This is a genomic window from Staphylococcus sp. HMSC065D05 (genome assembly GCF_001813195.1).
GTDB lineage: Bacteria > Bacillota > Bacilli > Staphylococcales > Staphylococcaceae > Staphylococcus > Staphylococcus epidermidis.
Genome location: NZ_KV811720.1, coordinates 1 through 15,052, shown reverse-complemented (window position 1 = coordinate 15,052; position 15,052 = coordinate 1). Strand labels below are relative to the sequence as shown.

Genomic DNA, 15,052 nt, shown 5'->3' with positions numbered 1-15,052 from the left:
AATATAAATCAATTAAATTTAGACAGAGAAATTTTTTTAACATATGTTTTTTCTGTCTTTTTTTATTTACACAACTAAGAATAAGGAGAGATAAAATGATTTATGCGGGTATATTAGCAGGTGGTATTGGTTCTAGAATGGGAAATGTTCCATTACCCAAACAATTTTTATTATTACAAGGAAAACCTATTATTATTCATACAGTAGAAAAATTTTTAATGTATAAGGACTTTGATGAAATCATTATTGCCACGCCTCAAAAGTGGATCAATTATATGCACGATTTGCTAAACAATTATCGATTAGACGATAAGAAAATAAAAGTAATACAAGGCGGCGACGACAGAAATCACACTATAATGAATATTATAGAAAGCATTGAGCAACATAAAAAATTAAATGATGAAGATATCATCGTTACCCATGATGCAGTTAGACCATTTCTAACAAATCGAATTATTAGAGAGAATGTGGAATATGCTAGTCAATATGGCGCTGTCGATACGGTTGTTAATGCTGTTGATACTATCATTTCTTCAAATGATGCACAATTTATTTCTGAGATTCCAATTAGAAGTGAGATGTATCAAGGACAGACGCCTCAAACTTTTAAAATAAAAGAGTTAAAGGATAGCTATTTATCGTTAACTCAATCTCAAAAGGAAATATTAACTGACGCGTGTAAAATACTCGTAGAATTGGGTAAGCCAGTAAAATTAGTCAAAGGAGAGTTATTTAACATAAAAATTACAACACCATATGATTTAAAAGTTGCGAATTCAATTATTACTGGAGCTGTTGATAATGATTAATCAAGTATATCAATTAGTAAGTCCAAGACAATTTGAAGCAACATTTAAAACTATTGATTTACATAATCATAATAGCAAAGTTATTGTTCGACCCTTATATTTGTCAATTTGTGCAGCCGATTTGAGATATTATTGTGGAAATAGAGATAGCAAAATTTTATCTAAGAAATTACCTATGTCATTGATTCATGAAAGTGTAGGTGAAATTGTATACGACTCTGAACATCGACTAAAAAATGGAACTAAAGTTGTTATGATTCCCAATACACCGTCTAAATCGCATAATATCATTGCAGAAAATTATTTAACTTCTAGTCATTTTAAGTCAAGTGGTTATGATGGTTTTATGCAAGATTATATAGTCATGAAACCTGATAGAGTAGTCACTTTACCACAAGAAATTGATTTGAGTGTAGCGTCGTATACTGAATTAGTTACAGTTAGTGTTCATGCAATAGATCGTTTTAAAGCAAAAGCAATACCACAATTTGAATCATTGGGGATATGGGGGGACGGTAATTTAGGATATATCACTGCAGTTTTACTAAAAAAACTATATCCTACTACTAAAATTATAGTTTTTGGAAAAACATTATATAAATTAAGCCGTTTTTCATTTGTAGATGAAATCATTCAAATTGACAATATTCCTCAACATATCAAAATTGATCATGCATTTGAATGTGTGGGTGGTAAAGGAAGTCAGCAGGCTATTGAACAAATTATCAATATTATTAATCCTGAAGGGAGTATCGCTTTATTAGGAGTGAGCGAACTGTCTATACAAGTGAATACAAGAATGGTTTTAGAAAAAGGTTTAACTATAATTGGTAGTAGCAGAAGTGGTTTAAAGGATTTTGAAAAAACTATTGAATTGTATCGTAAATATCCTGAAGTTCTTAATCAATTAGCATTACTTAAAGGTAAAGAATTTGAAATAAATACCATAGAAGACCTCATTACAGCGTTCGAATATGATATTTCTAACGCATGGGGAAAAACAGTTTTAAAGTGGAATATTTAAAGAAAAGGAAACAACTATGACAAAGCAAAATATATTTATAGATGACATTTATTGGGAACGTGTCCAACTCTACGTCAAAGGACATTTTGAAGGAGTAAAACCTACAAGAAATTTCCTTCTCAGAAACCTAACAGAAACAAAGCTGTTAAATGCTAATCGTGTTAATATTCAAGGATCAACTTTTGAGGCAAGATTTAATATTGCTATTTTAGAAAAAGGCAATTTTTTAAGTACAGGTAATTATATATTAATCAACCGACAAGAAGATGAATACGTCTGCCAAATTAATCCAAAATTTTTGAATGATAAAAAAAAGCAAATGACTTTAGAGGAGTTAAGAGATTACAACTCACTTGAGACCCAATCGTTACAAAAAAGTTATTTATTAAAAAATTATGGTAAGAGTTTTCAAAGATATAATAACAAAGAGATTAAATCTTACGTCATTGTTCCAGCAATTTCCCAAGAAATTAATGAGTTTATTTTTAAAGTTCAATATAAATCTGAAATAAATAAAATAAGTAAACTTAAGCATTTATCATTCATATTACATAAAGCTTTGAGGAAAATTAGTTTCAATGTAAGAGATAAAATCTATTTGTCGATATTTAACATTTCCAAAACAGTATATAAGAATAATAAAAATCATGTTTTGTTTACATCAGATTCTAGAGCAAATATGTCAGGAAATTTTAAATTTATATACGAAGAAATGCTTAAACAACAATTGGACAAAACACTTGTCATTCATTCCATTTTTAAACCTAATATAGCAAATAGGAGATCGTTTATTGATAAATTAAAATTCCCATATTTTTTAGGAAAATCTAAATATATTTTGGTTGATGATTATCATCCGATGATATATAAACTTCAATTTAGAGAAAACCAAGAAATAGTTCAAGTATGGCATGCCGTGGGTGCTTTCAAGACTGTAGGATTTAGTAGAACTGGGAAAAAGGGAGGACCTTTCATAGACTCTATTGGCCATAGGAATTATAGTAAAGCTTATGTTTCGTCAAATAATGATATTCTTTACTATGCTGAAGCTTTTGGAATTGAAGAACATAAGGTTATTCCAACAGGTGTTCCACGTACGGATGTCTTGTTCGATGAATCTTATAAAACACGCATTAAACAAAGTTTAGAAACAAAATTACCAATTATAAAAAATAAAAAAGTCATTCTTTTTGCACCTACATTTAGAGGAAGTGGACATCGCACAGCACACTATCCTTTCTTTAAAATTAATTTTGCAAGATTAGCTAGTTATTGTGAAAAACATCAAGCTACTGTTTTGTTTAAAATGCATCCTTTTGTTAGAAATAAATTAAATATCCCAGCAATTTATAATAAATATTTTTTAGATATTTCAAATTACCGCGAAGTAAATGATGTATTGTTCATTACGGATATTTTAATCTCTGATTATTCTTCTTTAATCTATGAATTTTCAGTTTTTAAAAAACCAATGCTTTTTTATGCTTTTGATTTGGAAGATTATATTTACACGAGAGATTTTTATGAACCTTATGAAACCTTTGTTCCTGGTAAAATAGTGAAAACTTTTGATGAACTTATTTTAGCGTTAGAAAATAATGATTTTGAATTTGAAAAGGTAAAACCGTTTTTAAATAAGAATTTTAAATATAAAGATGGTAAATCGAGTGAACGATTAGTTAAAGATTTATTTAACAAATTTTTTCAGTAAAAGAATTTAAAGGTTCTAATTTATGCTAATTGTAACAATAGATAAATAACAAGTTAGAAAATTTATATCATAGTGAAACAACTCTAAATCTAGTTATGTCTAGTAAATTTTCAAAGTATAGTTAAGTCATTTCGTTTTTAGCAAGTTCTAGATTAGTGATGTACAATACGTATTATGAATAGAGTCTTTTAAAGTATGTATTAATTAATAAAAGTACCTAAAGAAAAATAGCCATTTTTAATTTTGAACCCAATTTTAGTTTTTATACTTAAATAAAGTTCAGTTTCCTATAATTGTCATGCAATCTATAATATAATAGTTGATGTAACTATAATTAATATAAAAATCATTTTCAGGAGAGAATTAAAAGTGGAATGGATATTATTTGATAAAGATGGTACATTGATTGAGTTTGACAGTAGTTGGGAAAAAATTGGCGTACGTCTCGTTGATCAACTTTTAGAAACCTTTCCAGTACATGATAAGGAAGCGGCACATCGCCAATTAGGCATTATCGATAAAAAAATTAAGCCAGATTCTGTTATGGGATCGGGTTCATTAGGTGAAATTATAGAGTCTTTTAATGGTGTAACAGGTAAAGAAACATCAGATTGGACAAAGGATACGAGTCAGGAACTCATTGATTCAAGAGTGCCTGAAAACAATTGGATTGATGGTGTACAAGAAACTATTCAAGCTCTTAGAAATGAAGGATATCACATAGGTATAGTAACAAGTGATACTAAAAAAGGAGTCGATCAATTTCTGGAGGAAACGCAAACTAGAAATCTCTTTGATTTAGTAATTTCTACAGAGACACACGCAGAAGAAAAGCCACATCCTAAAGTTTTAGATCCACTATTTAATGCTTTTGATGTTGAACCAGAAAAGGTAGCAATAGTAGGAGATACGGCCAACGATATGAAAACCGCGATTAATGCAAATTTAGGATTAGCTATCGGTGTGCTAACAGGCGTGGCTAAAAAAGAGGAACTCTACGACGCAGATGTCATCATTAATAGTGCAAAAGATGTTAAACAAGTTATAGAGCAATACGGAAAATAAAATTTTAAAATTGAGTAAGACGTAGATGTGTGAGTCGATTCGCACGTCTACGTCCTTTTTCTTTTAATAATACAAAAAAACATCGGTTTTATGAGTCGAGATTTAATAATGTACGTAGTGTAGATTGATTATAAGAATTTTTAAATAAAGCACGACGTTGTAGTTCTGGTATAATGTATTTTACAAAATCTTCAAGGCTATGGGGTAATGAAGGTGGCATCAGATTAAAGCCGTCTGCAACGCCTTCATTAAACCACTGCTCCATCTCATCCACTATCTCCTCAGGTGTACCTATAAGAGTAAGATGACCACCACCGGCACTTAAGTAACCTAATAATTCTCTTACAGTCGGTTGTTTATCTTTTATAATGGCTAAAACTGTTTCATATCGACCAATTGGACCTTTGAAATTTTTAACAGGAGGTAAGGGAGGAACTGGTTCATCTAATTCCCAATCTGAACAATCTTGTTGAACAAAAAAACTGAGTTGCTTTAAAGCATCTTCAATGGGTAATTTTTGATCAAGTTCTGCTTTTTTTGATAATGCTTTTTCATGGGTTTCACCTACATAAGTTACTAAACCAGGGAAAATTTTAATTTTTCTATCTGGATGTTGAGTTTTAGAAATAGCATCAGACAATTTCTTTTTATAACTACGTGCTTGCTTGATATCCCATGAAACAGAGTAAACAGCATCAGCATATTTTGCTGCTAATGCAATACCTTCTTTTGACGCACCGGCTTGCATAGATACTGGTTTACCTTGAGGACTTTGTGGTGTTGTATGTGGTCCTCGTACTTGAAAATAGTCTCCCTCATGATAAAAAGGTTTAATATCTTTAGACTCAATAATTTTGTTGTTGTTTTTATCTGGTACATAAGATGCAGTTGACCAAGAAGTGAATAGCTGATTCATTACCGATGCAAATTCATCTGCTTTTTTGTAGCGCTCATGTCTTTCTGGTAAGCATTGAAGACTGTGATTTTGGGCTTCAATATCTGTCATGGATGTGACTAAATTCCAACCCACACGGCCATGAGATAAGTAGTCTAGACTTAATAATTGACGAGAAGCGGTGAATGGATTTGAAAATGTACTCGATATTGTTGGCACTAATCCTATATGTGATGTAACTTGTGCAATAGCTGATAAGTTAATTATAGGATCAAACCAAAAAGCGGGCATAGTAGTATTATCACTTGCATTAAAGGCTTGATTATCTGCAAAAAAGACGATATCCAAAAGACCTTTTTCAGCTATTTGAGCTAAATGCTGATAATAAGATATGTTGCCGATATCCTCAATATTAGAATCTTTCGTACGCCATGCCGCTTGATGATGACCACATCCGTACAGTAACACACCTATGTTAAGAAAGTGATTATTTGTCATATGAACACCTCATTAATTATTATCTTTTTGTAAAAAATACACAAACAATTAGTTCATTGTTAAACCACCGTCAACGGTAATATTTTGACCTGTTACGCCACGTGCTTCATCTGAAGCGAGATATACGACCATATTGGCTACATCTTGAGGTGATGTTACTTTTCTAAGAGGTGTAGTTTGAGCAATTAAATCAAACACTTCAGGTGTAGTGACTGCACTTGCATCAGTCGTTTTGAGTAATCCTCCAGAAACAACATTTGCTGTAATACCATATTGTCCAAGTTCTGCAGCAATATTACGAGTAAAGCCAATGAGACCTGCCTTTGCTGTTGTATACTCATGATAAGGTACGACTGGATTTTGATACAAATTGGTTCCAATGCTAACAATGCATCCACTTTGTTGTTCTATAAATTGTGGTATGACGCTTTGAGTCACATTAAATGCTCCTTTTAAAGTACCATTAAGTTGTTGTTGATAATCTTCCCAAGTTAAATCTTTAAACGATTTTTGCTGATTTGGATCAAATTTAAAACCAACAAGTGCATTATTAATGACTATATCTATTTTTCCAAAATGTTGTGTGGCAGTTTGAATCATTCGATTCACATCGTTTCTGTCTGTCACATCAGCTTGAAGAGCTATAGCCCTACTTTGATTATAATTTCTAATTAATTTTTCAGCTTTATCCTTATTTTGTTTGTAATTAACAACAACATTGTAGCCTTTTTCTAGTAAAGTTATTGCAATTTTAGCGCCTAATCCACGACTACTTCCTGTGATAATTGCAGTTTTTTTCATCTTCATGCCCCCAATATTTTTATTTGTATAAGAAAAAATGCACAACCTTCATGAGAAAAGTTGTGCATCCAAATCAATATATAAAGACAGAATGATAATTAGATGAGATTCAACACTTTCCTCCGCTAGTATAAGCTAGTTCAGGTTCAAAGGGTTTGGATGATATCCATCTCAGTTAAAAAACACCCCTAGTGCATATAATTCACTTATAGTATAAACATAGAATTTTTATAAAATATTGTCAACATTCTTAATAATAGCTATATCTGTTATTTTAATATTTGAGTAAAAGGTATATGAAATAACTTGTGAAAGTATATAAATATGAGCTCTAACTTTCTATAATTAGATATATTATCTCGTATCCACTTGTCGGTATGCTTTAATAACTTGAGCAATTTTATCAATGACTGGATCAAGGGAGTCTACGTCTTCGTGTATGTCATATTCGTTAATATTAAGTCGAACAACAGGACATGCATTAAAATTGTTAATCCAATTTTCATACCGTTTAAATAGTTTTTTCCAATATTCTGGATCTGTATTGATTTCCATGTCACGTCCCCGCTGTTGAATACGATCAATCACTTCATCATAATCACATTCTAGATAAATCAGAACATCAGGCTTTGGAAAATAAGGTGTCATAACCATTGCATTAAATAATTCGTAATACGTGTGGTAGTCGTCAGCACTCATTGTTCCTTGTTCTTCGTGCATTTTTGCAAAAATATCCACATCTTCATAAATTGAACGATCTTGAACGAATCCGCCACCATACTCAAACATGCGTTTTTGTTCCTTAAAACGTTCAGCAAGAAAGTAAATTTGAAGATGAAAGCTCCAACGTTCAAAATTATGATAAAATTTATCTAAATAAGGATTATGGTCTACATTCTCAAAGGAAGTTTTAAAATTTAACTTGTCAGCAAGTGCTTGTGTTAACGTAGATTTACCAACCCCTACAGTACCAGCAATGGTTATTACTGCATTTTGAGGAATACCATAATTATTCATCTTTATTTTCTCCAATCATAGGTTTTACTAAATTTAAAATATTTTGGTAATCGTAATCATTTTTAACGAAATCTTGTTGCGACGTATCAATTCGAATGACATTTGCACCGTCATTCTTTAATGATTCATAATAAGCAAGATAATCTTTTTTTAAAGTAAGTAAATAGTCATCTTCTATTTGAGATTCAAAGCTACGATTACGTTGTGCAATTCTAGATTTTAATACATCTAAATCAGCATCTAAAAAGATAATTGTATTTGGCATTTCGATATCTTCAGTTAAAATATCAAAAATACGACTGAATTTATCAAATTCTTTAGCATCTAAAGTATTTTTAGCAAAAATTTTATTTTTATGAATGTGATAATCGCTAACTATACCTTGATTTAGCGACTCAATATCTCTAATCTGTTTATATCTGTTACATAAAAAGAACATTTCAGTTTGAAAACTCCATTTTTCTATATCATCATAAAAATCAGATAGAAATGGATTTTCATCAACAATTTCCTTCTCTTCATAAAAACCAAACGTCTTGCTTAAACGATGAGCAAGAGAGGATTTACCAACACCTATAGGTCCTTCGATTGCAATAAATGGTTTATTCATAATCACTTCTCCAAATGTTAAGATAGACAATGAGTATTGTACCATAAGTGAGGTGTTCCAACACATATGAAAAAAAATCATGATTACATGCGCTTAGCAATTAATGAAGCATACAAAGCCAAAGCATTAGGAGAAGTTCCAATCGGAGCAGTTATTGTTAAAGAGGATCAAGTCATTGCACGTGCACATAATTTAAGGGAAACATTGCAGCAACCTACTGCCCACGCAGAGCACATAGCGATAGAACGGGCGTCAGAAGTTGTCGGCAGTTGGAGATTAGAAGAATGTACGTTGTATGTTACATTAGAGCCCTGTGTCATGTGTGCGGGCACTATTATTATGAGCCGTATTCCCAAGGTTGTGTATGGTGCTACTGATCCCAAAGGAGGTTGTTCAGGAAGTCTTATGAATTTATTAGAACAACCCCAGTTTAATCATAGGGCAATCGTAGAAAAAGGAATTTTAGAAGAAGAGTGTGCAGAACTATTGAGAAGTTTTTTTAAGGAAATACGTGAAAAGAAAAAAGCAGAAAAACAGGGGAAGATACAAAAGGATATAAATTTGTTAAAATGATGTCGTACATAAATAAACGTATTTTTGAAGTCTAGTAAATCGTTAAAGATTGTGTGATAACATATAACAATGATGAAGTTAAGACACATGCTACACACATTAATTTTAAATCAATTAAAAAAATTCATATAGCATCACTTTAAAATAAGTGGAAACGAGGTCAACTAATGATAAAGCTAATAGCAACTGATATGGATGGAACATTACTTAACGCTGGTCATGAAATCACCACTATGAATCAAGAAGCGATAAAATTTGCGCAAGCGAACGGCATTACAGTAGTTATTGCAACTGGCAGAGCGTTTTACGAGGCACAAACACCTGTTGCTGAAACAGACTTAAAAGTACCTTACATATGTTTGAATGGTGCAGAAGTTCGTGATGAATCATTTAATATAACGAGTACATCGCATCTTAATCATGATTTAGTACACAAAATTACGACAGCACTTAAAAATAATCATATTTATTATCAAATTTACACAAACCGTGGCATATATACAGAAGATCCTAAACGTGATTTAGCAATCTATATAGATATTGCAGAACGTGCGGGTCAAAAAGCAGATGTAGCCAAGATACGAAATAATATACAAAAACGCATAGATAACGGTACTTTAAAAGTTGTAGATAATTATGATTCAATTGAAGATATTCCTGGAGAACTTATTATGAAGGTGTTAGCTTTTGATGCAGATTTAAGTAAAATCGACAAAGTGGGTCAAGAGTTAGCATCATCACCAAATTTAGCAGTATCCTCATCATCAAGAGGTAATCTAGAAATCACTCATTCAGACGCTCAAAAAGGCATTGCCTTATCAGCTATTGCTCATCAATTGGGTATAAATTTAACAGATGTGGTAGCAATAGGAGATAATTTAAATGATATTTCGATGCTAGAACGAGTAGGTTATCCAGTAGCAATGAATAATGCTACAGACGAAGTTAAACATATTGCTAAATATGTCACAGAAACCAACGAAAATAGTGGAGTTGGAAAAGCAATCATGAAAATATTAAAAGAGGAAAATAATTTAGAGGTGTAAAATAATGAAAGGTTTAATTATTATAGGGAGTGCTCAAATAGGGTCTCATACGAACGCTTTATCGAAGTATTTAAAAGGGCAACTCGGTGAACACGATGTTGAGGTGGAAATCTTTGACCTAGCTGAGAAACCCATTCATCAATTGGATTTTGCTGGTACAACACAAGCAGTTGATGAAATTAAAAACAATGTCAAATCTTTACAAAATAAAGCAATGGAAGCAGATTTCTTAATTTTAGGAACGCCAAATTATCATGGATCGTTTTCAGGTATTCTTAAAAATGCACTTGACCACCTTAATATGGACCATTTCAAAATGAAACCCGTGGGACTCATTTGCAATAGTGGAGGAATAGTAAGTTCTGAGCCATTATCACACTTAAGAGTCATCGTACGTAGTTTACTTGGTATTGCTGTACCAACGCAAATTGCTACACATGACTCTGATTATGCTAAATTAGAAGATGGTACCTTATACTTAGAAGATAATGAATTTCAACTACGCGCAAAATTGTTCGTTGATCAAATTGTATCTTTCGTAACAAATAGTCCATATGAACACTTAAAATAATCATATTTTATGATTTGTTTTTATCAAGCAATATCATTAAATTAGCTCCCTTTGATGTTTTTAGTAAACATTAAAGGGAGTCTTTATATTTATTGCCTTAATAAAACATATACATGATTTTTGAGATTTAACTTTAAAATATTCCATAAAACACTGTGACAGAGATGTGCATAATACTAATATGAAACACCGCGGTTATTTATATTTTTATCATTTGAAATAGTTTGGTGACAATTTTTTTGATGAATATAGTAATAATTTCAACTATTTATGTTATTAGAATTTTAAGAAATGTAGAGCGAATTAATTAACTGTTTATTAAATGTTTGTTAACATATTTAAAAAATATTGCAAAAAAGACTTATATACTATATTGTATTTTACTCTAGAAACGATTTTTACTTGAAAATTACATTGAAATAGTCAAAGATAAGGAGTTTTTATGATTAAAAAAAATAATTTACTAACTAAAAAGAAACCTATAGCAAATAAATCCAATAAATATGCAATTAGAAAATTCACAGTAGGTACAGCGTCTATTGTAATAGGTGCAACATTATTGTTTGGTTTAGGTCATAATGAGGCCAAAGCTGAGGAGAATACAGTACAAGACGTTAAAGATTCGAATACGGATGATGAATTATCAGATAGCAATGATCAGTCCAGTAATGAAGAAAAGAATGATGTAATCAATAATAGTCAGTCAATAAACACCGATGATGATAACCAAATAAAAAAAAGAAGAAACGAATAGCAACGATGCCATAGAAAATCGCTCTAAAGATATAACACAGTCAACAACCAATGTAGATGAAAACGAAGCAACATTTTTACAAAAGACCCCTCAAGATAATACTCAGCTTAAAGAAGAAGTGGTAAAAGAACCCTCATCAGTCGAATCCTCAAATTCATCAATGGATACTGCCCAACAACCATCTATTCAAACAAGTGATAATGAAGAAAATTCCCGCGTATCAGATTTTGCTAACTCTAAAATAATAGAGAGTAACACTGAATCCAATAAAGAAGAGAATACTATAGAGCAACCTAACAAAGTAAGAGAAGATTCAATAACAAGTCAACCGTCTAGCTATAAAAATATAGATGAAAAAATTTCAAATCAAGATGAGTTATTAAATTTACCAATAAATGAATATGAAAATAAGGTTAGACCGTTATCTACAACATCTGCCCAACCATCGAGTAAGCGTGTAACCGTAAATCAATTAGCGGCAGAACAAGGTTCGAATGTTAATCATTTAATTAAAGTTACTGATCAAAGTATTACTGAAGGATATGATGATAGTGATGGTATTATTAAAGCACATGATGCTGAAAACTTAATCTATGATGTAACTTTTGAAGTAGATGATAAGGTGAAATCTGGTGATACGATGACAGTGAATATAGATAAGAATACAGTTCCATCAGATTTAACCGATAGTTTTGCAATACCAAAAATAAAAGATAATTCTGGAGAAATCATCGCTACAGGTACTTATGACAACACAAATAAACAAATTACCTACACTTTTACAGATTATGTAGATAAATATGAAAATATTAAAGCGCACCTTAAATTAACATCATACATTGATAAATCAAAGGTTCCAAATAATAACACTAAGTTAGATGTAGAATATAAGACGGCCCTTTCATCAGTAAATAAAACAATTACGGTTGAATATCAAAAACCTAACGAAAATCGGACTGCTAACCTTCAAAGTATGTTCACAAACATAGATACGAAAAACCATACAGTTGAGCAAACGATTTATATTAACCCTCTTCGTTATTCAGCCAAAGAAACAAATGTAAATATTTCAGGGAATGGCGATGAAGGTTCAACAATTATCGACGATAGTACAATCATTAAAGTTTATAAGGTTGGAGATAATCAAAATTTACCAGATAGTAACAGAATTTATGATTACAGTGAATATGAAGATGTCACAAATGATGATTATGCCCAATTAGGAAATAATAATGACGTGAATATTAATTTTGGTAATATAGATTCACCATATATTATTAAAGTTATTAGTAAATATGACCCTAATAAGGACGATTACACGACGATACAGCAAACTGTGACAATGCAAACGACTATAAATGAGTATACTGGTGAGTTTAGAACAGCATCCTATGATAATACAATTGCTTTCTCTACAAGTTCAGGTCAAGGACAAGGTGACTTGCCTCCTGAAAAAACTTATAAAATCGGAGATTACGTATGGGAAGATGTAGATAAAGATGGTATTCAAAATACAAATGATAATGAAAAACCGCTTAGTAATGTATTGGTAACTTTGACGTATCCTGATGGAACTTCAAAATCAGTCAGAACAGATGAAGAGGGGAAATATCAATTTGATGGGTTAAAAAACGGATTGACTTATAAAATTACATTCGAAACACCGGAAGGATATACGCCGACGCTTAAACATTCAGGAACAAATCCTGCACTAGACTCAGAAGGTAATTCTGTATGGGTAACTATTAACGGACAAGACGATATGACTATTGATAGCGGATTTTATCAAACACCTAAATATAGCTTAGGGAACTATGTATGGTATGACACTAATAAAGATGGTATTCAAGGTGATGATGAAAAAGGAATCTCTGGAGTAAAAGTGACGTTAAAAGATGAAAACGGAAATATCATTAGTACAACAACAACTGATGAAAATGGAAAGTATCAATTTGATAATTTAAATAGTGGTAATTATATTGTTCATTTTGATAAACCTTCAGGTATGACTCAAACAACAACAGATTCTGGTGATGATGACGAACAGGATGCTGATGGGGAAGAAGTCCATGTAACAATTACTGATCATGATGACTTTAGTATAGATAACGGATACTATGATGACGACTCAGATTCAGATAGTGATTCAGACTCAGATAGCGACTCAGATTCAGATAGTGATTCAGATTCAGCTAGCGACTCCGACTCAGACAGTGACTCAGGATTAGACAATAGCTCAGATAAGAATACAAAAGATAAATTACCGGATACAGGAGCTAATGAAGATCATGATTCTAAAGGCACATTACTTGGAACTTTATTTGCAGGTTTAGGAGCGTTATTAGTAGGGAACCGTCGCAAAAATAGAAAAAATAAAAATTAAATTATTCAAATGAAATTATTAGAAAGAAGCAGATACGACATTTGAATAGAAAGTATATTTAGTCCAACAAATGTAAGGTGTTGATTAAAACTATAATATAACTTTCACGTTTATCATATCTTGTGAAAAAGATGATGCAAACAAGGTCATTTTTATTAAAAATGACTGAAATGTATGATTTATAGAGAAATAGATACAATTCACAATCTGACAATGATTTAATAGAGGAACCGTGAATTTTAAATGAATTCATGGTTCCTTTTTATCGAATGAATAAAAAATTCTTTTATGTAATACAAAAAAATACTATGAAACCATTTAATAATAAATGACTTCATAGCAAAATTTGACTTATGTTTTTATGCTTTAGTTAAAATGTTGAAGTAAATTTTTCCACAGTAACATGATTTGTGTTCGAGAATACTTTTGTGCAGTTTCAACACAATGATGAGAAAAAGATTGTTGAAGTTGGGGGTTGTTGAGCAATAATTTTACTTTTTCAAATAGCATGTGTTGATTATTCTTTTCTATTAAATATCCATTCTTACCGTCCTGTATCAATTCACCTGGACCATATTGAATATCATAACTGATAGAAGGTACACCATGTGATTCACATTCTAATAATGCTAAGGAAAAGCCTTCCATATTACTTGTTATTAAATTTAGATATGCATCTTGATACTCATCAGTTAAATCTTTTAAAAAACCTCTTAATATTACGTGTTTTTCTAGTCCTAATTCTTGAATACGTTCTTTTAAATGTTGTTCTTCTTTACCAAAACCATACATATGTAGTTCGATATTTGTAAACGTATCTTTAAGCCTATTAATAAGTTCAATTTGTTGTATCAATTGCTTTTCAGGTGAGTATCTTGCGACAGAAATAATTTTTTTAGGTAAAACATAGTTATTTTTATTAGAGTCATCGTTCATTTCAATAGATGAATAACCAACTGGAATAGCATATACTGGAATGACTCCTCTGATTCTCTCAATTACATCAGCTTTTTGTTGTTGTGTTGAAACAATGATGGCTTTATACCTTTGTAAATGTTCAAAAACCCCTTTATAAACATTTTTGATTGGTGAATGCGTTAAATCAGTAACATCTTTAACATGAGTGCTATGTAACACTGCAATAACAGGGATGTAAGATGCAACTATGTTAAATATATGTGATGTAACAAGGTTACGATCGCTAAAGAATAAGTCACTACTTTGATATATTGTTTCAATAAAAAAAGCACCTAGCTCAGTGGACTGACCCCAATTAGTGGGAATTATATAAA

General features: G+C 31.2%; 12 protein-coding genes, 1 pseudogene and 1 riboswitch. Of the genes and pseudogenes, 8 read left to right on the top strand and 5 right to left on the bottom strand.

Annotation, left to right across the window (positions count from 1 at the left end; genetic code table 11):
• The first annotated feature begins 95 nt into the window (after window positions 1-95).
• The 4 genes from HMPREF2897_RS00735 (at window position 96) to HMPREF2897_RS00720 (ending at window position 4,612) form a co-directional block, all read left to right on the top strand.
• Window positions 96-812, top strand: a complete 717-nt coding sequence (locus tag HMPREF2897_RS00735) for an IspD/TarI family cytidylyltransferase (RefSeq protein WP_002445744.1) — start codon at window positions 96-98, stop codon at window positions 810-812.
• A complete protein-coding gene (locus HMPREF2897_RS00730) occupies window positions 805-1,836 on the top strand; it encodes an alcohol dehydrogenase catalytic domain-containing protein (protein ID WP_002445745.1) in 1,032 nt (343 codons plus the stop codon). Before HMPREF2897_RS00735 ends, HMPREF2897_RS00730 begins: the two co-directional genes overlap by 8 nt.
• Before the next feature lie 16 nt (window positions 1,837-1,852).
• The gene (locus HMPREF2897_RS00725; RefSeq protein ID WP_070592444.1) at window positions 1,853-3,547 is read left to right on the top strand and encodes a CDP-glycerol glycerophosphotransferase family protein; all 1,695 of its coding nucleotides are present in this window, start codon (window positions 1,853-1,855) and stop codon (window positions 3,545-3,547) included.
• Window positions 3,548-3,916: 369 nt separating this feature from the next.
• Window positions 3,917-4,612, top strand: a complete 696-nt coding sequence (locus HMPREF2897_RS00720; RefSeq protein ID WP_002491423.1) for an HAD family hydrolase — start codon at window positions 3,917-3,919, stop codon at window positions 4,610-4,612.
• 88 nt (window positions 4,613-4,700) lie between these two features.
• On the opposite strand, the gene HMPREF2897_RS00715 is transcribed toward HMPREF2897_RS00720, so the two are convergent.
• The 4 genes from HMPREF2897_RS00715 to HMPREF2897_RS00700 form a co-directional block, all read right to left on the bottom strand.
• Entirely contained in the window at window positions 4,701-6,005 is a 1,305-nt protein-coding gene (locus HMPREF2897_RS00715) for an NtaA/DmoA family FMN-dependent monooxygenase (protein WP_002499559.1), read from the bottom strand.
• A 48-nt stretch (window positions 6,006-6,053) separates the two neighbouring features.
• Window positions 6,054-6,806 (bottom strand): 3-oxoacyl-ACP reductase, encoded by a 753-nt coding sequence (locus HMPREF2897_RS00710; RefSeq protein ID WP_002491425.1) that lies wholly within the window; start codon window positions 6,804-6,806, stop codon window positions 6,054-6,056.
• Window positions 6,807-6,906: 100 nt separating this feature from the next.
• Window positions 6,907-7,006: riboswitch (TPP riboswitch) on the bottom strand.
• Window positions 7,007-7,160: 154 nt separating this feature from the next.
• The gene (locus tag HMPREF2897_RS00705; protein WP_002458630.1) at window positions 7,161-7,823 is read right to left on the bottom strand and encodes a deoxynucleoside kinase; all 663 of its coding nucleotides are present in this window, start codon (window positions 7,821-7,823) and stop codon (window positions 7,161-7,163) included.
• Window positions 7,816-8,433, bottom strand: coding sequence for a deoxynucleoside kinase (locus HMPREF2897_RS00700; RefSeq protein WP_002456016.1), 618 nt, complete (start codon window positions 8,431-8,433; stop codon window positions 7,816-7,818). The genes HMPREF2897_RS00705 and HMPREF2897_RS00700 overlap by 8 nt, the downstream gene beginning before the upstream one ends.
• Window positions 8,434-8,499: 66 nt before the next feature.
• Between HMPREF2897_RS00700 and tadA the strand changes: the two genes are divergently transcribed.
• The 4 genes and pseudogenes from tadA (at window position 8,500) to sdrG (ending at window position 13,760) form a co-directional block, all read left to right on the top strand.
• Window positions 8,500-9,006: a tRNA adenosine(34) deaminase TadA gene (gene tadA / locus HMPREF2897_RS00695; RefSeq protein WP_002491445.1), complete on the top strand. Its 507-nt coding sequence runs from the start codon at window positions 8,500-8,502 to the stop codon at window positions 9,004-9,006.
• Window positions 9,007-9,173: 167 nt separating this feature from the next.
• Entirely contained in the window at window positions 9,174-10,052 is an 879-nt protein-coding gene (locus tag HMPREF2897_RS00690; protein ID WP_002486812.1) for a Cof-type HAD-IIB family hydrolase, read from the top strand.
• 4 nt (window positions 10,053-10,056) lie between these two features.
• On the top strand, window positions 10,057-10,623 hold the full coding sequence (locus HMPREF2897_RS00685; protein ID WP_002490265.1) for an NADPH-dependent FMN reductase: 567 nt from the start codon (window positions 10,057-10,059) through the stop codon (window positions 10,621-10,623).
• 442 nt (window positions 10,624-11,065) lie between these two features.
• A pseudogene (sdrG, locus tag HMPREF2897_RS00675) lies at window positions 11,066-13,760 on the top strand (MSCRAMM family adhesin SdrG).
• A 366-nt stretch (window positions 13,761-14,126) separates the two neighbouring features.
• Here sdrG and HMPREF2897_RS00670 read toward each other — a convergent pair.
• Window positions 14,127-15,052 (bottom strand): glycosyltransferase family 4 protein (locus HMPREF2897_RS00670; protein WP_141751271.1); only part of this gene is annotated, 926 nt, incomplete at its 5' end.